Raw genomic sequence first — 18,359 nt, forward strand, 5'->3', positions numbered from 1 at the left:
CCTGATCGCGCACCTTTCCCAGATCGTCCGTCTCATCGAACCGCGCGCCGGCTGAGCCTTGCCGCTCGCCGACCCATCGTGCCTAGAGTTTCTCGTCATGCCCCGCAATCTTACCTTCGCCATCCTGATCGGGATGCTGCTCGGTGTCGCCGCCGGCTTCTTCTGTCATCAGGCCTTGGGCGACGCCGGCGAGGCGGAGCGGGTCGCCGGCTACTTCTCGATCGTGTCCGACATCTTCCTGAAGATGATCAAGATGATCAGCGCGCCCCTCCCGGAAGAGGATAATCAGTGCGGTGGACGGATGAAGCTGGTGGTCGGCGACGCCGTCACCTCCGCCTGGGGGTGCGAGCAGCAGATGCCGCAACCAGTCGCACCCGCCGCCCGCGCCGACGCTGAATGGGGCGCCGCAGACACAATTTCCTCAGCCAACCGTCCGCTTCCTGGCGATCACGCAATGTCCGCTGCTGGCGCCAACCTGGCTGATACGAGTGCGCGTGCTCGTGTTAATCCGGACGTCTATTTCGGCAGGGATATAAAGCGCATCATAAGCGCCCGTCAGGCGCGAGTATGTCCACGAGGCAGGCCTTGCTCCCGGCGCTCATTATTCTGACTTTGCCTGCCATGCTTGTCGACGCTGAAAAAAGACGGGATTGGCGGCTTGCGGCTTGCGGCTTGCGGCTTGCGGCTTGCGGCTGAGCTAGGGCAGGGCTTCGCCATGCTCGCTGTAGTCGAGGCCCTCGATCTCGGCCTCCGTCTGGACCCTGAGGCCGACTGTATATTTGCAGATCATGAGCACCATGAAGGTGCCCGCTGCGCTCCAGACCATGGCGCCGCCAAGGCCGATGGCCTGTTTCAGGACGGTGGCCCCTTCGGCGGCCGGATTGATGGCGGCATTGGCGAAGACGCCGGTCAGCAGCGCTCCTGCAATTCCCGCGACGCCATGCACCCCGAAGGCGTCCAGGCTGTCGTCATATTTGAGCTTATGCTTGAGCCAGACTGCGCCGGCATAGGCGATCGGACCTGAGATCAGGCCGATCAGGAAGGCGCCCTTAGGGTCGACGAAGCCGGCGGCGGGGGTGATGGCGACCAAGCCGGCCACGACGCCGGTCAGCAGACCCAAAAGAGTTGGTTTCTTCTTCAATGTCCACTCCACCGCAATCCAGCCGACGGCGGCGGCTGCGGGAGCCAGCAGGGTGTTGAAGACGGCGACGGCGGCGATCTCATTGGCGCCCGCGGCCGAGCCGCCGTTGAAGCCCATCCAACCGACAAACAGCAGTCCGGTGCCGATGGCGGTGAAGGCCAGGTTATGAGGGGCCATGTTGTCCCGGCCCCAGCCGTGTCGCGGGCCGAGTACGACGGCGCAGACCAAGCCGGCCACCCCGGCGTTGACGTGAACGACGGCGCCGCCCGCGAAGTCGAGCACGCCCAGTTCTCCCATCCAGCCGCCACCCCAGACCTGATGGCAGATCGGCGCATAGACGATCAGGTGCCACAGGGTGAAGAACAGCACGCTGGCCGAGAATTTGATGCGCTCGGCGAAGGCTCCCGCGATCAGGGCCGGAGTAATGATGGCGAAGGTCAGTTGATAGCCGATCCACAGAAACTCGGGCAGGCCCGGGGTCAGGGCGTGGGCGGTGTGGGTTCCGACCCCGTTGAGAAACAAGGCTTGAAGCCCTCCCACGAAGTTGTTGGCCGCGCCGTTGATCGTACCGAACGACAGGGCGTAGCCGGCGACGAACCATAGGACGGTGACGATCGCCATGGCCGCCGTAGAATGAGCGATGGTGGCGATCAGGTTCTTTTTCCGAACCATGCCGCCGTAGAAGAGGGCCAGGCCCGGCAGCGTCATCATGAGCACCAGGGCCGTCGATGTGAGAATCCAGGCTGTGCCCGAGCCGTCCAGCGCCAAGGGGACCTGGTGTTCCAGTAGGGGCGGCGCGGCCGCCAGGGCTGGCGCCGAAAGCGCAACAGCGAAAAGGCCGCAACAGAATGCTGCGGCCTTGGAAATCGTCTGTGAGGTCATGAGGGTCTCGGGGAGAAGACGCGGGAAAAATGATGTCAGGCGGGCAGGGCGGGCCTGACGCAGGCTTGAGCGGCCTCGCCGGTGGTCGGTTCTGGCGTGATCTCCGCAAGGACGCGTGCGCGCTGCTCCTCCAGCCACGGCGGTTCGCTGCGGAACACAACTGGGTGGAATGATCGCGTTTTTTGCATTTGCGTATTAAAGGGTGCGGCAGCGAAATTGGCAAAAGATTTTTTACAGATCTCGGATATGCGACGCCATATAGGCGTTGTTTACCTAATAATCACCATATAATAGAATATATGATCAAATTGTAGGTTGCGAGTGCGATAATGAAATTCGGAGGTTCAAGGCCGCTGAATAACGGCTTGGCGCTCGCCGGGCGTGCCCCTTTTTGATGTCTTCCTGGGTGAAATCCAGAAAAACGCCCCGGTGGACCAAGCCCAGGGGTCTGGGCAGAAAGTGGACGTTTATCTGGCTGACGGTGAGCGGCGGTGTTGGACGCGAACGGAACTCTGGGTCTTGCCTCCAGGGCAGGAGCCTATTTGCAGGCGGGCTGAAGGGCGAGCCAGGCGCGGGCGGCGTCCGCCGCATCCTCGCGAGCGCCGGGATCGCCGGCGGCGCCCTGGCGCCGAGGGGGCGCGAGCGGCGCGGCGCCGCCCTGGCCGTGGGCGTCGCCATACCGCTGTCCTATCTGACGCTGGCCGGCCAAAAAGGCCGCGCTGCGGCGCATTGGCCAGACCCGCAGCGGGATCGTCGAGGACCTTGTCGTTGCAGGCCTTGGCGTTGCGACGGTCGCTGGTGCGACACGCGCGCGGCGGCCTTAGCCGACCAGCCTCACGGCGTGAGATTTGCACACCGTGAGCCCGATGGTTGCGCGCCTCCCTGGTGAAATGCGAGATCGCACCCGCGCCGATCGGGAGATAGGCGGTCAGGGCGGCTCGGTGCGCCCGGACGCCAAGTGTATCGGGCGTCGCCGGAACAGGGCGGCGCTCAAGCTGTGCGGCGGCGCAAGAGCCCCGCCACCGACGATCAATCAGTCGAATGGGCACCGCTCCGGAGATTCGGCCAGCCACCCATTCTTGCTGATCAGGCGCCTGTGCCAAAGCCCTTCGGACCGCCGGCGCCCGCGGTGCCGTCGCCGCCGGTCGAAGGCGATGGGCTCCGGTCGGCCGGATTGTTGTTCGCCAGCGGGTCTTGATTGGCTCCGCTCTTGCGAGCCTGGCGGCCGGCTTCGACTTCATCGCCGTCCAGGTCGGGCGCTTCGCTGGGATTGCGGTTCGGATCGTTCGGTTGGACGTCGGTCATGGTCATCTCCCTGTTTGTTGCCTGAAACCAAGCGGTGGGAGGTTCACTGGTTCCTACTGCCGCGCTACTTCGCGAGATCGAAACGGCCCAGCGAGAACCGGGGGACTGTTCTCAAGCCGGGCCGCTGATCCCATTGAAGGGATTTGTTGACGGCGAAGCGCCGTGCAAGGTTACCAATCAGGCGGCAGGTACGGGCCGAATCCGGCGCAAACGTACATGCGCGTCTTGACGACATATCCCGCCGGAAGCCAGGGAGACGTTACGAACGGCCCCCCATTGCAACTATCCGACGCGGCATGGATTAGGGTGGTCATGCTGGAGTCTGAGTAGACTTCGTAGGAGTAGGCGATGGGCCAGCAGTTATCGAAGCCGAGGCAATACTGATCTTCACCCGATTGCGCGGCAGCGATGGCTGGCGGCACGGGCGCCGCACCCGCGGCCATAACATTCATCGTGAGCGCAGCCATGGCGACGCCTAAAGCTTTTACGGACATATAACTCTCCCGATGGAGACTATCTCCGGGCGAGAGGATCACAACCTTTACGCGAGCGCGCAACTCACAAGAGTGTTAGCGCGCCAGAAGGTCGCACATGGACGCAGACGACGACATCGACCCTTCAGACGACCCCATCTATCGGGCTGGCGTGCTCATGGGCAGGAACCAGGCTCTGACGGACGTCATGGAGCGCCTGTTCTCGCCGGACGCCGTATCGGCCGAGAAGACCGTCCGCGCCCTTCACGCCCATGGACGAGGTGAGGGTCGAGATGCAGCTCGTGTTCGCAGATTTCGAGGCCGAGGACGACGAAGAAGACGATGAGGCCTAGAGCTTAGCGAGCGCCTTCTCCAGGCGAGCCTGTAGTTTCTCGCGCTGCGCTTCATAGGCCGTCCGTTCCTCTTCCCTGCGCGCTCTAAGGGCTTGCAGCTCTTCATCGAGTCGCCGTGTGGCCTGACCGTGCATGGCGTCGAGGTCGTCCAGGGCGAGTTGGGCTTCCTCCACGCGTTTCCGATCGGCGGCGCTGGGCTGCTTTGTCTCCTTCGCCGCGCCCTTCTTCGGTGCGCTCGCTGGCAGCTTCACGTCGAGCCTGCGCTCAATCACCGTGCCGGGCGAAGACTTGGCGGCGTCAGCGTCGGGGCTGTCGTCGACTTCCTTGGCCAAGCCGGTGGCGAAGAGATCCTGGCCGCTGCCCCAAGCGGCTAGCGCCTTCGGTCGCGAGCTGGCCGCCACGGTGAAGATGTGGAAGCCGACCGACCATTCGAACAGCTTGAGCCGCGGAGCCATCAGGTCGGATCCGCAAGCGGCGGCCTGGGCAGTTCGCGTGCACCCTCCGGCTCGGCGACGCCAGGCGGTGATGGCTCCGTACCGGCGGCGTCCTCGATCTTCTTCATCTGTGTGGCGTCGTCGTCCAACTCCGGCGGGGCAGGGGGCGGGTCCGATGGTCTCGGCCTGGCCGGACGGGCGGAGATGTTCTCCTGGCCGACGCCGTGTTCCGCTGGATCGCCCCTCTATACCGTGTCGGCTGTGACCGGCGTCAGGTCGCCGTCCACGTTGTTGAGGTGTTCAGGGGGATCACGTGGTGTCTCGGTCATGGCTCTCTCCTCTTTTGCTCAGGAGAGAAGTTGAGGGGCGAGGAGGCGTTCCAGAACCTGGCGTCATGACTGTCTCGCCGGTGTTCTCCTCGCCTATGCCCACCAACGCGAATTACGGCAGGGATGGCCGTCGCGCCGAGTTGCAAAGGTGATGCTGCCCTTCCAAGGCTTGGATCCGAGATCGTGGGAGCCAGCCCCGATCGACTTTGCTGAGGCCGTGTCCTACGGCCGTGTCTCGAAACGAAGATCGCCAGCGCGAAAGAGGATTCGGCTCCCGAACGCCAGCAGCCAGCACCCGAATCCGCCATAGAGCGTCACCCACCCGAATCCGGCGCTAAGCGCCTGCCGGGCCAGGCTTGCGTCGAGCCCTACATCGAGGTTGCCAGCGGCGATGCGTTCCGCGATCTGATGCAACTCGCCCACGGCGACCGTCGCGTTCAGGTGAGCCAATACGCCGTTGAACAGGATCGCACCCATGACGGCGATGTTGACGGCGAGGGTGATCATTCGCGCGCTCATGTCGAGTCCGGACGCCATGCCGGCGCGGTCAGTGGAAACCGCGCCCGTGGCGGTGTTGGTGACAGGAGTGTTGGTCAGTCCCAGGCCGACGCCCGCGAGCACCAGACCCGGCGCCGGAAGCGGCCAGCCCGCCCCGGTCAGTTCGAGCGAAAGCCGCATCATCAGCAGGCCGCCTCCGATGGCGAAGAGGCCTACGGGAATGACCCGGCCAGCGCCGAAACGTAGCGAGAGCTTTTCGGCCAGCGGCGGCGCCGCCAGCGTGGGCAAAGTATAGGCAAGAAGGGCCAGGCCCACGCCCATCGACGAAAGGTCCAGCCCGGCATGGAACCAGGTCGGCAGATAAATGATCAGCGGCCAGAAGCTCAGGTTCATTCCCACTGCGCCGAGCAGAGCGCCTGAGAAGGACGGAATGCGGAAGACGTCAAAGTCGAACATCGGTTGGCCTAGCATCAGGCTCCTAGCGGAGCGCTGTCATGTCCATTCGCGGCCCCCTGCGACGCCGGTCAGGTGCAGGGCGCCCTTGCGCCTGTCCAACCTCTCACCGCCGCACGCAAGCGTTGGGTATTGATCGCCACGGTCCTGGGGTCCAGCCGACCTTCATCGACGGCTCAGCGCTGGGCGTGGCCCTGCCGGCCATCCAAGGCGATCTCGGAGCCGGTCAGGCTGCTGTCCAGTGGATCTCCAACGCCTATCTGCTGATGCTCGGTGCGCTGGTGCTTATCGGTGGCGCGGGGGGCGGCCGGTTCGGACGCCGCCGGATTTTTCTGATTGATGTGAACATCTTCGCTCTCGCCTCAGTCGCCTGCGGTCTGGCGCCGACGGTCGAGTTGTTGATCGGCGGTCGTGCCCTGCAGGGCATTGGAGCGTCCCTGCTGCAGCCTCGGAACTCAAGTCTGTCGGGGAAGGACGGTGGATGCTTGACTGGGAGGTGCGGCGCAGGCCGTAAGGCGTCCAACGCCGCGCATTGACGAGGTAGCCGCCCCTGAGCTGAAGTCGTCGCCGCCAGCCCTTCCTGCTACACGAGAAAATCGGCTTCAGGGCGAGGGCGCGGAAGAGGGGACTGATCTTGCATCTGCAATCGGTGGATCGGCATTTGGGCCTTCGAGATCAAGCAACTTCGCCAGGAAGGCGGTCAGACTCGCGACGAGGTTGCGCGGAGAACGGGTCTCGACATCGATCAGATCGAGCGACTGGAGCGAGGGTCCTATCGGGTAGGCGCCGCAGTGCTGTGGCTGCTGTCTGCTGCGCTCGGCGTGGAACCTGGACAGTTCTATGAAGGCTTGCCGCCGCCTTTAGATATCATCACAATGTAACATTGTTACATATGGACAGGGTTTACGATTCGGACACACGCTCCACGTGTTAACCATGGCCGTGGCGCCGTGAGCGGCGCGGCGGCCGTCCTTGTGGAGGGGACTATGCCGGTTGCGATCTCGTTCGACGATGCTGTTGCGGGCGTGTTGGAGTATTCCGAAAACGCAGATGCCTACGAGACGGTCGAACGGCTCGAGCGGCTCATTCTCACCCACACGCCGGTCACCCCGTCGGAAGCCGCCGGGATGCTCAAGGTCGCTGTCGAGAACCTGCTGATCGGAGGGCGGAGCGATGGCCTCGATGTTGGGGCCGTCGTTATCGTCAGAGATTTCCTTCTGCGAACAATCTAGAGGTCGGCCGGGTTGTTTGACGTGTAAACACCCTTTTAGGTTGTTTGGAGCATTCTTTCGTCAGGAGGCGGGAGGATGCATATGCGCAAGCTTGCCGAGTCGAAGAAGCGCCGGGCGGGCGCGGCGGCGATCGAGTTCGCCATCGTAGGTCCCCTCTTCTTTTTGCTGGTGGTGGGAATGATCGTCTACGGCGGCTGGCTGTGGATGGCGCATTCGGTCCAGTCAGCGGTCTCCGAGGGAGCGCGGGCGGCGGTGGCGGGTCTGGATCAACCTGAACGCGAGCGTCTCGCCCGCGAGACGGTCGATGCGCAGTTGAAGGCGCTGGGTCTCAGGACAGCCGATGCGGTGGTGTCGGTGAGAAGCGACGGAACATTCTTCCGTGTCGAGGCCGCGTATGACGCTCGGCGCCATCCGATCATGGCCCTGTCGCCCCTGACGGTGCCGCCTCCCTCGACCATCCGGCGTACGGCGGCGATCCAGGTGGGCGAATGACACGCTCTTTTTATGCGGCGATCAGCCGGCGCCTGGCTCGTGATCGTCGCGGCGGAGTGGCGGTCATGGCGGCGTTGTTCGGCGGTCTGATTTGCGTTTGCGCCGCCTTGGCCGTCGACGCCGGCGTCATCTTCCTGAAGGGAAGGGAGGTCCAGAGCGCCGCCGATCTTTCGGCCCTGGCGGCGGCGGGCCAACTCGCGAAGGCGGGTGATGCGGGCGAAGCCACGGCGCGGGCGAGATCTGCAGGACCTCAGACGCTTCGGGTGGAAGTGGGCGTCTACACGCCTGATCCGCGCCTTCGTCCGGCTGAACGCTTTGCGCTCGGAGGCGAGGACCCGAACGCCGCCCGGGTGGAGATTTCAGCGCCCGCGTCGCTGTTCTTCGGACGCATGATCCTCGGCAGGAACAGCGTCACGGTGACGAAGCGAGCGGTCGCGGCGCGCCCCGGCGGCCCCCCGACGGCCATGTTCTCCATCGGATCGCGCCTGGCGTCGCTGGATGGCGGCCTAGCCAACAGCCTGTTGTCCGCCCTACTGGGAAGTCGCGTGTCTCTGACCGTCATGGACTATCTGCTCTGGCGGACACGCAGATCAATCTTCTGCAGTTTTCGGACGCTCTTGCGACCGAACTGGGCGTGACTGCGGGCGACTATGACGCCTTGCTAAGGCAGGAGGTGGAGGCCGGTCGGGTCCTCAAGGCGCTGGAGGCGGTGGTGGGAGCCGATAGCAGGAGCATCCTCGGAAAGCTGACCCGTGCGCCTGCCGACGCCAGGTTGAAGTTGGGCGAACTGATCGGGGTGGAGGCGGATGCGCGCACGGGTCTGCGCGATCGATTGAATGCTGAGGTTTCAGCGCTGGATCTCCTCATGGCGACCCTTCAGACCGCCAATCAGGATCGCCAGCTCGGCTTGGACCTCGGCGCGCGGACAGGATTGGCCGACCTCAACGTCATGCTCGCTATCGGCGAACGACCGAACCGGTCGCCCTGGTTGACAGTGACGGCCAGGGGCGAACCAATCGTAAGGACGGTGCAGACCCGTCTCTATATCAAGGCCCCCACTGCGCAGGCCCTTTCTGGTCTGGCGCAGGTGAAGCTGCCGGTTCTGGTCGAGGTCGCAGCCTCGGAGGCCCGTCTGAAACGCATCGACTGCAGCCGATCGCCTTCCGCTGTTCTGCAGGTGCGGCCCGGCGCGATCAATGAAACCCGCCTCAAGGATTTCAAGGCTGAGTTGACGACCGCCCCCGCCACCCTGGTTTCGGTTCTCGGTCTGGTTACGGTTAAGGCCAAGGCGGATATCGAGATCGCGGACCTGGATTGGCAAGACGTATCGTTTACCGCAGCGGACGTCGAAGCGCGGACCGTGAAGACTATTCGGTCCCGCGGTTTCGTAAACGGCTTTATCGTGAGTTTGCTGCAGCGTCTGGAGGTCGATCTTGACGTTATCGGGCTTGGCATCGGCCTTGGCGACATCGTGCGGGCGTTAGGCGTCCTGCTGACCCCGCTGGGACCGGTCCTGGACGGCGTGGTTCAGCCGTTGCTGAAACTACTGGGCGTCGGCCTGGGGGAGGCGGACGTGCAGGTCCATGGCGTTCGCTGCCCTGGTCAAGGGCTCAGCCCGCCCCAACTCGTGGGATAGGCGCATTCTTGAATCTGGAAACGACGAGGAGAAGGGCCATGTCGATCAGGGTGCTGTCGGACGAGGATTACAATAAGCTCTGCACTTGGGGGATGACGGCGTGCCTTCCTTTGCTGCCTGGGGAGACGATGAAGAATCTGATCGAGAGGATGAGGCAGAGCAATATCGCCTGCGTGAAAGCGTGGTACGGCGACCCGGCGACCGACCAGATCGGGCCATGGGAGTTTAACCCGGACAGCTGCGACCTGCTCGAGATTCTGGAGATAATCGGCGCCTACGACTATAATATCGATGTGGAATGTGAGGGGCTGGCTATTGCGAGGCGCTTCCTCGACTACATACGTGAGGGGCCGACGCGGTGTCGCAAAGTGCGACCCTTACCCCGGTCGCCGTCGCCGAAGGATGAGACTGGTCGGGCCAAACCGCCCGATGCTTCGGCGCAATGGAATGGCAGTCGCTAAACACGCGATATAGACGGCGCATGTTCTCTGCATTAGCCCAAAAAAGGGCAGGGAGTTTGCAGAGATGCCTGAGCGGCTGAGCGCGCGACAAAGACAGTGCCTGCTTCTTACGCGGCATTACAGCACGAAGCAGATCGCCCATCAGATGGGCATTTCCGAGTCGACCGCCAAGAAACACATTCATGAGGCCTGCCAGCGCCTGGGAGTGAATACGCGTAAGGCCGCCTTGGCCATCCTGGAACGAAACGTACCAGGGGGCACGATACACCCCATGGCGTCGTGGCCGGGGAATGAGCCTGCTGCCGCCGTCAACACGGAGGCGGGGCATGGCGGACAGGATCAACGAACTCCCCTACTGGACCTGGGCGCAACTGGAGGCGGCCCTCGAGAGTTTCGGAACCACGAAGTCCGATCCGCTGCATCAGTACCTGCTGGACGGTCTACGCGAACCACATCTCGCGGCCTCGCCGGAGACGTTGCTGAAAGAGTATCTGTCGGCGGTGGTTCTGCTGGCTCTGCGCGGGCGGGATATCGGCCTCCCCCAGGAAATCCCCTGGCACGCCTTGCCCTCGTCTTCCTGTTGATCGCGGCGAGCGCCCTGCTTTTCAGCGCGGTCGCAAGCATCGTCATCCGCGATCAGGCACGTCTACAGGCGGCTGATCGCGCCCCTAAAGCGCCTCGCACCGTCGAGGTCCCATTTCCCGGTATGCCGGGAGGAGCGAAGACACATGAACAAAGACACATTCGGCGTTGAGCTGGCTCGCCAGCTTTTTGTTGCAGAACGCGCACTCGACATGGCGATCGCTGAAACCAACGACCTGGCCTCGCTGATGACGCGCGGCCGCATCCGTCATCGCATTTCGGCGATCGTCGGCCAGGAGGCTCTTGAAGACGTCGGCGCACTGGTCGCCGGCCTGACCTCGGTCCGCAACCGGATCGTGAGCGCCCATATGGCTCTCAAGCGCGATGCCGAAGAGATCGGCATCGGCTGGCAAGCGGCGGGGCCAGAACGTAAGCCGGACGAGGACGGGCCGGTGATAAAAACAGGAAGGCTGCAGGTTGTCGCCTAAAGCCAGGGCCGCAGCGGGGGCGGCATGATCTATCTGGCTTTATGGGGCCTGTGCCTGGGATTGACGGCTGTATGCTGGCGCCTCGGGCGGCGTTCCGGAGCGTCGGGCGGCCGGTATGATGCTGGCCGCCTACGCCCTGTCTGTCCTCTTGGACGGCGTTCGTATCGAAGGGCTGAAAGTCGCTGTCGTGACGGCTGATGTCCTGCTGGCGAGCGGTTTCCTCTGGCTTGCAATGACATGGCGTCGGTGGTGGCTCATGTTCGCGGCCGCCAACGCCCTTTTGGTGGTCATCGCCCATATTTCCGTATTCCTGGAGCCGAGCATTCATCAGCGGGCCTATATTGCCTATCGGATGCTCCCGGGGCTGGCTATTCCCTTGGCGGCAGGTCTGGGCGCCTGGGAGCGCTGGCTGGCAGGGGAGAGGACACCGGGCGGCTGGTTGCGGTGGTCTGCCTCTTAGCCTAGCGTTGCTGAGTGGAGCATGCGGAGGGCGTGTTGAAGCGATCGGCGACAGAGTTCGATAAGGAACTTGGGGCCCAGATAAGGGGCGTTCGCATAGCCGCCGGCCTGACTCAATCGGACCTGGCGCGCGGAGTTGGACTGACCTTCCAGCAAATTCAGAAGTACGAACAAGGTAGCAATCGCGTTTCCGCGAGCATGCTGTTGCAACTGGGAAAGGCGCTAAATGCGGATTTCAGCGCCCTGGTGGCGCCACAAGGCACCTCGCCTGCGGAGACGATTCTTTGTAGTAACGAGCTGAGGCTGCTTGATAATTTTGGAAAACTTGATGGCAAACGCCAGCGTATGGTCCTCGATCTCGTAAATTGCATGGCCGAAGATCTCGAGAGAGGCGCTTAGAGAGAAGTGTTCCCAATTGGTTGTGCTGAAGGCGAGTTTTTAAGAAGTCGATAGACAGTAAAAGTCCGCGGCATCGCGAATAATTGATGTCGTCGATTTTGCTTGTTAATTTTCAGCTCCTAAGAAATGTGTCGGTCTGTGCGGAGGTGGTTTTTAAGGGCGGCTGATAATTTCGTAACTATTTCATATGATTATGCATTTACATTTAATCGAGTGGGAGTGAGTGGGAAGGGCGGCGAACTCCAGTCGTCGCCCTGTCTCTGCCTCTGGGAAATGTCCGGCGAGTAAAATGATGACCACCAGTGAAAAGATCTATTCGGGCAAGACAAAAGATCTGTATGCCCTGTCGAACGGCAATATACTTCTTGCCTTCAAGGACGACGTCACTGGTTCGGATGGCGTAATTGACCCAGGCGCCAATACCGTTATCGGTCAGGTTGAGGGCAAGGGACGGAAGTCTCTCGCCATGACGGATTACTTCTTCAAGCGCCTTCACGCCGCCGGTGTCGCCACCCACCTCGTCCATGTCGATCTCGAGAAGGGCGCCATGGAAGTTCGCCGGGCCGAGCCGCTGGGCAAGGATGTCAGCGGGGCGGGGGGCTTTGAGTTTGTCTGTCGAACCCGCCCCTGGGGCAGCTTCATCCGCCGTTACCAGCAATACATTCGGGACACGGGGCGACCGCTCGACTATCTCGTCGAGATCACGATCAAGGACGATGAACGCGGCGACCCGCTCATCAACGATGACGCCATTATCGCCCTCGACCTCTTGAGCCCGGCCCATCTTGAGCAGGCCAAGCAGATGACACGCCATGTGTGCCGCATCGTCGAAGCTGATCTACGTGAAAAGGGCCTTACCCTGATCGACATGAAGATCGAAATCGGTCTGGTCGACGGTGAGGTCGTGGTTATCGACGAAATCTCCGCCGACGCCATGCGGGTCATGGATGAGGCGGGCAAGGTGCTGGATCACGCCGTAGTGTATGAAAGACTGATCCATTAGTGCAGAAGCATCAGCTTCAGCTTGATCTGCTGAGGCTGGTGCGGCGGCGGGTTCACCGGGCTTCAGGTCCGATGCCGGCCCTGATCCGGTCCTGGCGCCCCGCTATCGACGCCATACCTCTTCTCCTTCCTTGTAGGCAGCCTGGACCTTGATCCCCGCCAGCCTGTCGGGATCGATGGTCAGGGGGTTGGCGTCCAGCAGAGCCAGGTCGGCCAGTTTGCCGACGGCCAACGATCCCTTTCTGTCGTCCTCATAGTGCTGCCAGGCGGCCCACAAGGTCATGGCCTTCAGGGCGATGTCGACCGGCACGCATTCGTCCGCGCCCAGGATGTCGCCCGAGCGGGTGCGGCGCGTGACGGTGGCGGACAGGACGCGCATGGAATCGGGGTTGGCCACGGGCGCGTCGTGGTGAGTGGTGAAGCGCATGCCGCGACGCAGCACGGAATGGCAGGGCGAGATGATCTCGGCCCGGCGCGGCCCCAGAACTGAAGCCCGATGATAGTCGCCCCAGTAGAAGGTGTGCATGGGGAAGAGCGACGGCACGACGCCCAGCGTCTTCAGGTCGTCCAGTTGATCCATGCGCGTGGTCTGGCCGTGGATCAGGACCGGGCGGCGGTCCTTGGCGCCGTGCTTGACCGTCGCCTCGCGGACCGCCCCGATCAGCAGGTCGATGGCGGCGTCGCCGTTGGCGTGGACTTCGATCTGCCAGTCGTTTCTGAAGGCCAGTTCGACGGCGTCCAGCGCCTGTTGCTCGGTCACGGCGGGATAGCCGCGATAGGAGGCGGGCTTGCCTTCGGGCGGGACATAGTAGGGTTGTGACAGCCAGGCGGTCTTGCCCTGGGGGGAGCCGTCCAGCGTCAGCTTGACCCCGCCGATGCGATACTTGCCGACATAGTTCCTGCGATACAGCGGCGTGGCCATGACGTCGGTGGAGGTCAGGATATCGGGGAAGGACAGGATGTCGATGGGCAGTTCGCCACGCTCGGCCAGCATGGCGATCATGCGGCAGGTGTCGGTCGAGGAGCGCCCGTCCTGGGCGGTCGTATAGCCGAAGCTGGAATAGAAGCGCGCGCCCTCGCGGATCATCTCCAGGTTGGCCTGAAGGTCCAGGCGAGCGAACAGGGTGCCCATGACGGTGAACAGGGCGGTTTCCTCCATGACCCCGTTGGGTTGCTGCGAACCGTTCTTGCGGCGGAAGGCGCCGCCGTCGGGATCGGGCGTCGAGGCGGTCACGCCCGCTGCGGCGAGGGCTGCGCCGTTGGCGGCGCCCAGATGTCCGGACTGATGCAGGAACAGGATCGGCACGGTGTCGGATATGGCGTCCAGCTCCTCGCCGGTGGGGTGACGATGTTCCTTCAGCTGGGAGTCGTCATAGCCGAAGCCGATGACCAGTTGGGTGTCGCGGACCAGGGCTTCGTGCGCGTTCATCCAGTCGCGGGTGATGCGCTGCAGGGCGGGGATGTCGTCGCCCTGACCGTCCGGCGCGGGCAGCAGGTTGGCGTAGCGCGCCTGTAGCCCGACCATGGCGACATGACCGTGCGGATCAAAGAAGCCCGGCAGCAGGGTGCGGCCGTCGAGGTTCACTGTGCGCGCGCCTCGACCCGCTGCTGCGCGGGCGGCGTCCAGCGAGCCGACGGCGACGATGACGCCGTTGCGCACGGCCACCGCTTCGGCGGTCGGCATGGCGTCGTCGATGGTCAGGATGGGGCCGCCGGTGAAGACGGCGGCCGATGCGTCACGCGCGGTCTGGGCCATGCTGCGGTCTCCGATGAGGGAGGCGCCGGCCAGGGCGCCGGCTCCGGCCAGAAGGGTGCGGCGGCTGGTCGGGGGGATGAGCAGGGTCATGGACGCCTCGTTCAGCTCAGTAGTTGGCGATCAGATTGATATAGGCGCCGGTCCAGATGGGCGGGTCGGCGACAATGGACTTCATGCCTGCCTGAGGATTGGAGACCGAGAAACCCGTGGTCAGGAACAGGTTCGGCGACACCACGCGGAAATATTCGAGATAGAGGTCATCAGACAGGTGATGGCGCGTGACACCGGTGATGGGGTTGTCCACGTCGTCGCCCTCCACACGGGTCGCCTGGCCGAACTGTATCGGGCTGCGCAACTGGTCGGCGTCGATGCGGTGGATGCGAACCGTGAAGGTGTCGACCGGAGTCGGCGTGATGCTGGCCGCGACTTGCCACGCGTTCACATTGGAATTGATGAAGATCATCGACGACTTGGTCCCCGTCGACCAGGCGGAGGGGTTCCCCTCGTAGTAGAGCGGGTCGAATCGCTCCAGCCGGTCGGTGTCGGGATCGTCGCCGGAAAAGGTCTGGTAGCCGATCGTGAAGGTCGGCTTCCACCGGTGCTCGGCGAAGGTATAGCCGACCTGGGCGCGTCCGGCCCAGGCGCGCATGTTGATCCGGTCGTTGCGCTCGAACGCCAGATCGGCCGCCATGAAGGCGTTGGGCAGGCCGGCCAGCGGGGCCCTGCCGTAGAGGTTGATGAATTCCAGCCCGTCGCGGGCGCCTGGAATGATGGAGGGGACGCCGACCCCGCCGGGCGGCGCCTTGGGGTAGGGGGAGCCCGACTCGATCACCTTGCCCGCTGTCAGGCCGATCAGGGCGTTGGGGTTCGAGTCGTAGCGGATATCCACGCCCGCCAGTCGATTGCCGCTGTCGTTGTCCGGCGACTCATTGGGGTCCAGATAGAAAGCCGTCCCCTTGAACGCGCCGTGGCTGATCGCGCCCAGAGCGGCGAAGCCCCAGGCCTTGCGCGGCCCCAGCTTCAGCGCTCCGCGCGAGAATCCGCTGGAGCCGCCGGCTTCAATCAGCATGCCGGTTCCGGCCTTGAACACGCGCGGGCCGACGGACAGGTCAAAAGTCGTTTCGCCTTCTGCATAGCGCCAGCCCAGATAGCCTTCCTCGAGAGTCACCCGACCGGTGTCGCCGGCGTCGAAGGCGTCGGTTCCGATGGTCATCGAGCCGACGCCGGACAGGCCGCCGTAGAAGGTGGCATGGTCTCCGGCTCGGCGCTCGAACGTCACGCCGGGCTTCAGATAGGCCTCAAACCATTCGGCGTTGGGATCGAAGTCGGTGACGCCCGCCACCGTTTCCCCAAAATCCCAGAACAGATGGTGTTCGACGACAAGGTTTACGCCGCCTTGCAGATGCCCGACGACCGAAAAACCGTCACGCTCATATAGTGTTTCAGGCGGAGGATCCTGAGCCGCTACTGCAGGAGCCGCGCTCCATAAGGCGCAGACGACAAGACTGACCTGGAGAGCGAGTGGAGGCATGGGAACTCCTCCCCTCTACTCTAAGTCAAATCCCCTCGACACGAAAGCAGGCCACGTTCAACCGTAGCTGTAGCGGGTATCCGATGCTGTCGTTCCGAAATGCCTGCCAAGTTCTTCGCAGCAGGCGTTCCAACCTAGACGGGTCGATCCGAAGCGAGATGCAGGGTGTTGTACTGCTCGGTCGGTCCGGGGTACTCGCCGCCGCGATCCTCGCCGACTTCGCGGGCCACGAGGGCGTTGGTCATGGCGTTGAGGCGCAGGATCAGCGCCTTGTGACGCTCGGGTTCGGCGGCCAGGTTGATGATCTCATCCGGGTCGGCCTGGGTGTCGTAGAGCTCCAGGTCGTTGTAGGCCAGAAGTTGCTCCCAGGTCGTCGGCGTATGGTGCTGGCTGGGCGCGAAATAGCGGGCGAACTTGTAGCGGCCGTCGAACACGCCGCGGTGCACGCGGCGCTTCGACAGATCGAAGACCGGGCGGTCCAGATAGTTCTTGTTCGTCCGCTCCCACGACAGCAGGACGCCGTAGTTGAACAGATGCCCTTCCTCGTCGCGTCGAGTGCGGGCGTCGGGCGTCCGCGTCAGGCCCGACAGGTCGTGGCCGACCAGTTGGGGGAAGGTCGCCCTGGCCCAGGTCTCGTCCTTGCCGGCGAAGCCCAGCAGGGTCGGGGCGATGTCGACCGAGCTCATCACCGCCTGGCTGGTCACGCCGCGCGCGCCGTCCGGGTGGGCGATGAACATGGGGACGTTGGTCTCTTCCTTGTAGATGGTGCCGCCCTTCTGACGCATGCCGTGGGCGGCGGCCCGCTCGCCGTGGTCCGAGGTGTAGACGATGACGGTGTCGTCCATCTGGCCCGACTTCTCGAGCGCCCACAGCAGGGTCAGGATGTTCTGGTCCACATCGCGCAGACAGTTGCAGTAGTAGTTGACGAAGCGCAGCCAGGCGGCCTCGTCCTCGCGCGGCATTGCGCCGTAGGTCTTGACGTCCAGGGCCGCGATGCCCCTGTGCGCCTCGGGCTTGGTCGACAGGTCGTCCAGGCGGAAGCTGCGCGGCAGGGGGAAGCCCAGGTCGGTCTGATACAGTTCGTCGCCCGGCTCGGCGCGCATGACCCCGGCCAGGTTCCACACGGCGCGCGTCTCGGCCTGTTCGCCGGTGGCGTCGTAGAACATGATGTCGTGCGGATTGACCAGGTTCACGGCCATGAACCAGGGTTTGTCCTGACGCTTCTTCGGGTCCTTGGCCAGGTCCTGGATCAGCATGGCGGCGTCGCCCGTGACGGCCCGGTCGGTGCGATAGCCGGCCCAGGTCAGGCCGATCTCTTCGCCATAGAAGTTGTAGTCGGAGAAGCCGAACGGCTCCATGGCGTCGGTCGTGTCGGGGAACTCGCGCTGGAAGCCCGGCGCGGCCGTCGGCAGCTTCGACAGGTGCCACTTGCCCTTGTAGGTCGAATAGTAGCCCGCGGCCCGCATCATGCCGCCCAGGGTGTCGATCTCGGGCGTCAGGACGGCGCCCTGTTCGGCGTTGGAATAGACCTTGGTGTTCTGGGTGTGCTGGCCGGTATAGATGACCGCCCGAGACGGCGTGCAGGGCGTGGTGTGCACATGGTAGTTGGGCAGGTGCAGGCTGCGCTCCAGCAACGCCTTGTGCCCCGGAAGGTGGTCCAGCAGCCCTTCAGGATAGGAGCGCAGGCCGAACTCCTGATCCGTCATGATGAAGAGGATGTTCAGCGGCCGGTTCGGGTCGCGCGGCGCGCGCGGCCGGGCGCGCACGGGCGGGGCGACCCCGGCGGCTGCTGCGGCGCCGGCCATGCCGGTCAGAAGGGAACGACGGTCGATCCGGGGCATGTCTCACTCCACTGAATTCCCGGCCGTCTGCGCAGCCTTGGGACGAAAATGATCAGGCGGCCGCCACCTGTACATAGCGGCCGGCGAAATAGGCGAGGGAGGCGTAGGCGAGGGCAGGTCCACCCGCAGAACGTCGCCGATGACGATGCGGTGGCTGCCGTGGTCGACCACATGGGCCTGCTTCAGGTGAATGACGGCGCAGGCGTCGCGCAGGGCCGGCGGGCGGCCGTCCTCGCCGTCGTCCCAGGCGCCGATGGCGAAGCGTTCGCCGCCGCGCACCCCGCCGCCACAGGCGCGCGAGACCGCCTCATGGTCCGAGCCGAGCACGTTGAGCACCAGGTCGGACCCGGCGTCGATGGCCTGGAAGATAGCGGCGTCGCGGTTGATGCAGACCAGCATGGACGGCGGGTCCATGCTGACCTCGCTGACGGCCGTGGCCGCCATGGCGTAGGGGCGGCCCTCGTGCTGGGCCGTGACCACCACGACCGAGCGGACCAGATTACGCAAGGCGCTCTTCAGCGCCGGAGCCAGCATGTCGTCGTCCATGGCGATGTCCTCCCTACGTCTGTTCCGTTGCCGAACATGACGAGGTCGATAGTGCGACGGGAGAAT

General features: G+C 63.9%; 21 protein-coding genes and 1 pseudogene. 14 read left to right on the forward strand and 8 right to left on the reverse strand.

Going from position 1 to position 18,359, the window contains the following annotated elements; translation table 11 throughout:
- Positions 1-97: 97 nt before the first annotated feature.
- Complete coding sequence (locus AC52GN_RS05055) at positions 98-610, forward strand: hypothetical protein (RefSeq protein ID WP_496528376.1); 513 nt, start codon at positions 98-100, stop codon at positions 608-610.
- Between the two features lie 87 nt (positions 611-697).
- Here AC52GN_RS05055 and AC52GN_RS05060 read toward each other — a convergent pair whose 3' ends face one another.
- The 4 genes from AC52GN_RS05060 to AC52GN_RS05075 all read right to left on the reverse strand — a co-directional run bounded on the left by AC52GN_RS05060 (position 698) and on the right by AC52GN_RS05075 (position 5,871).
- Entirely contained in the window at positions 698-2,023 is a 1,326-nt protein-coding gene (locus AC52GN_RS05060) for an ammonium transporter (RefSeq protein WP_496528377.1), read from the reverse strand.
- A gap of 1,086 nt (positions 2,024-3,109) precedes the next feature.
- Positions 3,110-3,328 carry a hypothetical protein gene (locus AC52GN_RS05065; RefSeq protein ID WP_496528378.1) on the reverse strand — a complete coding sequence of 73 codons (219 nt, stop codon included), beginning with the start codon at positions 3,326-3,328 and terminating at the stop codon, positions 3,110-3,112.
- A gap of 822 nt (positions 3,329-4,150) precedes the next feature.
- A complete protein-coding gene (locus AC52GN_RS05070) occupies positions 4,151-4,609 on the reverse strand; it encodes a hypothetical protein (protein ID WP_496528379.1) in 459 nt (152 codons plus the stop codon).
- Between the two features lie 530 nt (positions 4,610-5,139).
- Positions 5,140-5,871 (reverse strand): MFS transporter, encoded by a 732-nt coding sequence (locus AC52GN_RS05075; protein ID WP_496528380.1) that lies wholly within the window; start codon positions 5,869-5,871, stop codon positions 5,140-5,142.
- A gap of 185 nt (positions 5,872-6,056) precedes the next feature.
- Here AC52GN_RS05075 and AC52GN_RS05080 point away from each other — a divergent pair, with 185 nt between their 5' ends.
- The 13 genes and pseudogenes from AC52GN_RS05080 (at position 6,057) to AC52GN_RS05140 (ending at position 12,620) form a co-directional block, all read left to right on the forward strand.
- Positions 6,057-6,404 carry an MFS transporter gene (locus tag AC52GN_RS05080; RefSeq protein WP_496528381.1) on the forward strand — a complete coding sequence of 116 codons (348 nt, stop codon included), beginning with the start codon at positions 6,057-6,059 and terminating at the stop codon, positions 6,402-6,404.
- A gap of 138 nt (positions 6,405-6,542) precedes the next feature.
- Complete coding sequence (locus AC52GN_RS05085) at positions 6,543-6,749, forward strand: helix-turn-helix domain-containing protein (protein WP_496528768.1); 207 nt, start codon at positions 6,543-6,545, stop codon at positions 6,747-6,749.
- A 105-nt stretch (positions 6,750-6,854) separates the two neighbouring features.
- On the forward strand, positions 6,855-7,100 hold the full coding sequence (locus AC52GN_RS05090; RefSeq protein ID WP_496528382.1) for a hypothetical protein: 246 nt from the start codon (positions 6,855-6,857) through the stop codon (positions 7,098-7,100).
- An 81-nt stretch (positions 7,101-7,181) separates the two neighbouring features.
- Positions 7,182-7,592, forward strand: a complete 411-nt coding sequence (locus AC52GN_RS05095; protein WP_496528383.1) for a TadE/TadG family type IV pilus assembly protein — start codon at positions 7,182-7,184, stop codon at positions 7,590-7,592.
- Positions 7,589-8,230 (forward strand): TadG family pilus assembly protein, encoded by a 642-nt coding sequence (locus AC52GN_RS05100; protein ID WP_496528384.1) that lies wholly within the window; start codon positions 7,589-7,591, stop codon positions 8,228-8,230. Before AC52GN_RS05095 ends, AC52GN_RS05100 begins: the two co-directional genes overlap by 4 nt.
- The gene (locus AC52GN_RS05105) at positions 8,221-9,228 is read left to right on the forward strand and encodes a Tad domain-containing protein (RefSeq protein WP_496528769.1); all 1,008 of its coding nucleotides are present in this window, start codon (positions 8,221-8,223) and stop codon (positions 9,226-9,228) included. Before AC52GN_RS05100 ends, AC52GN_RS05105 begins: the two co-directional genes overlap by 10 nt.
- 38 nt (positions 9,229-9,266) lie before the next feature.
- Positions 9,267-9,689, forward strand: coding sequence for a hypothetical protein (locus AC52GN_RS05110; RefSeq protein WP_496528385.1), 423 nt, complete (start codon positions 9,267-9,269; stop codon positions 9,687-9,689).
- A 64-nt stretch (positions 9,690-9,753) separates the two neighbouring features.
- A pseudogene (locus AC52GN_RS05115) lies at positions 9,754-9,903 on the forward strand (response regulator transcription factor); the annotation flags it as partial.
- A 112-nt stretch (positions 9,904-10,015) separates the two neighbouring features.
- Positions 10,016-10,273, forward strand: coding sequence for a hypothetical protein (locus AC52GN_RS05120; protein ID WP_496528846.1), 258 nt, complete (start codon positions 10,016-10,018; stop codon positions 10,271-10,273).
- A gap of 144 nt (positions 10,274-10,417) precedes the next feature.
- Positions 10,418-10,759 carry a hypothetical protein gene (locus tag AC52GN_RS05125; protein WP_496528386.1) on the forward strand — a complete coding sequence of 114 codons (342 nt, stop codon included), beginning with the start codon at positions 10,418-10,420 and terminating at the stop codon, positions 10,757-10,759.
- Positions 10,760-10,874: 115 nt separating this feature from the next.
- A complete protein-coding gene (locus tag AC52GN_RS05130) occupies positions 10,875-11,219 on the forward strand; it encodes a hypothetical protein (RefSeq protein WP_496528387.1) in 345 nt (114 codons plus the stop codon).
- Between the two features lie 32 nt (positions 11,220-11,251).
- Positions 11,252-11,617: a helix-turn-helix domain-containing protein gene (locus AC52GN_RS05135; RefSeq protein WP_496528388.1), complete on the forward strand. Its 366-nt coding sequence runs from the start codon at positions 11,252-11,254 to the stop codon at positions 11,615-11,617.
- 289 nt (positions 11,618-11,906) lie between these two features.
- Positions 11,907-12,620: a phosphoribosylaminoimidazolesuccinocarboxamide synthase gene (locus AC52GN_RS05140; RefSeq protein WP_291781589.1), complete on the forward strand. Its 714-nt coding sequence runs from the start codon at positions 11,907-11,909 to the stop codon at positions 12,618-12,620.
- 102 nt (positions 12,621-12,722) lie between these two features.
- On the opposite strand, the gene AC52GN_RS05145 is transcribed toward AC52GN_RS05140, so the two are convergent.
- From AC52GN_RS05145 to AC52GN_RS05160, 4 genes are all read right to left on the reverse strand, one after another.
- A complete protein-coding gene (locus tag AC52GN_RS05145) occupies positions 12,723-14,465 on the reverse strand; it encodes an amidohydrolase (RefSeq protein WP_496528389.1) in 1,743 nt (580 codons plus the stop codon).
- A gap of 16 nt (positions 14,466-14,481) precedes the next feature.
- Positions 14,482-15,906 (reverse strand): alginate export family protein, encoded by a 1,425-nt coding sequence (locus AC52GN_RS05150; protein ID WP_496528390.1) that lies wholly within the window; start codon positions 15,904-15,906, stop codon positions 14,482-14,484.
- Positions 15,907-16,040: 134 nt separating this feature from the next.
- Positions 16,041-17,747: a sulfatase family protein gene (locus AC52GN_RS05155; RefSeq protein ID WP_496528391.1), complete on the reverse strand. Its 1,707-nt coding sequence runs from the start codon at positions 17,745-17,747 to the stop codon at positions 16,041-16,043.
- 3 nt (positions 17,748-17,750) lie between these two features.
- The gene (locus tag AC52GN_RS05160; protein ID WP_496528392.1) at positions 17,751-18,293 is read right to left on the reverse strand and encodes a flavin reductase family protein; all 543 of its coding nucleotides are present in this window, start codon (positions 18,291-18,293) and stop codon (positions 17,751-17,753) included.
- Between the last annotated feature and the right edge of the window lie 66 nt (positions 18,294-18,359).

This window comes from Brevundimonas sp. SS2672, assembly GCF_059579685.1.

What these genes read in the sequence shown, in the direction of transcription:
- AC52GN_RS05055 (WP_496528376.1), top strand. Translation starts at nt 98, where the DNA reads ATGCCCCGCAATCTTACCTTCGCCATCCTGATCGGGATGCTGCTCGGT.
- AC52GN_RS05060 (WP_496528377.1), bottom strand. Translation starts at nt 2,023, where the DNA reads ATGACCTCACAGACGATTTCCAAGGCCGCAGCATTCTGTTGCGGCCTT.
- AC52GN_RS05065 (WP_496528378.1), bottom strand. Translation starts at nt 3,328, where the DNA reads ATGACCGACGTCCAACCGAACGATCCGAACCGCAATCCCAGCGAAGCG.
- AC52GN_RS05070 (WP_496528379.1), bottom strand. Translation starts at nt 4,609, where the DNA reads ATGGCTCCGCGGCTCAAGCTGTTCGAATGGTCGGTCGGCTTCCACATC.
- AC52GN_RS05075 (WP_496528380.1), bottom strand. Translation starts at nt 5,871, where the DNA reads ATGTTCGACTTTGACGTCTTCCGCATTCCGTCCTTCTCAGGCGCTCTG.
- AC52GN_RS05090 (WP_496528382.1), top strand. Translation starts at nt 6,855, where the DNA reads ATGCCGGTTGCGATCTCGTTCGACGATGCTGTTGCGGGCGTGTTGGAG.
- AC52GN_RS05095 (WP_496528383.1), top strand. Translation starts at nt 7,182, where the DNA reads ATGCGCAAGCTTGCCGAGTCGAAGAAGCGCCGGGCGGGCGCGGCGGCG.
- AC52GN_RS05100 (WP_496528384.1), top strand. Translation starts at nt 7,589, where the DNA reads ATGACACGCTCTTTTTATGCGGCGATCAGCCGGCGCCTGGCTCGTGAT.
- AC52GN_RS05110 (WP_496528385.1), top strand. Translation starts at nt 9,267, where the DNA reads ATGTCGATCAGGGTGCTGTCGGACGAGGATTACAATAAGCTCTGCACT.
- AC52GN_RS05120 (WP_496528846.1), top strand. Translation starts at nt 10,016, where the DNA reads ATGGCGGACAGGATCAACGAACTCCCCTACTGGACCTGGGCGCAACTG.
- AC52GN_RS05125 (WP_496528386.1), top strand. Translation starts at nt 10,418, where the DNA reads ATGAACAAAGACACATTCGGCGTTGAGCTGGCTCGCCAGCTTTTTGTT.
- AC52GN_RS05130 (WP_496528387.1), top strand. Translation starts at nt 10,875, where the DNA reads ATGATGCTGGCCGCCTACGCCCTGTCTGTCCTCTTGGACGGCGTTCGT.
- AC52GN_RS05140 (WP_291781589.1), top strand. Translation starts at nt 11,907, where the DNA reads ATGATGACCACCAGTGAAAAGATCTATTCGGGCAAGACAAAAGATCTG.
- AC52GN_RS05145 (WP_496528389.1), bottom strand. Translation starts at nt 14,465, where the DNA reads ATGACCCTGCTCATCCCCCCGACCAGCCGCCGCACCCTTCTGGCCGGA.
- AC52GN_RS05150 (WP_496528390.1), bottom strand. Translation starts at nt 15,906, where the DNA reads ATGCCTCCACTCGCTCTCCAGGTCAGTCTTGTCGTCTGCGCCTTATGG.
- AC52GN_RS05155 (WP_496528391.1), bottom strand. Translation starts at nt 17,747, where the DNA reads ATGCCCCGGATCGACCGTCGTTCCCTTCTGACCGGCATGGCCGGCGCC.
- AC52GN_RS05160 (WP_496528392.1), bottom strand. Translation starts at nt 18,293, where the DNA reads ATGGACGACGACATGCTGGCTCCGGCGCTGAAGAGCGCCTTGCGTAAT.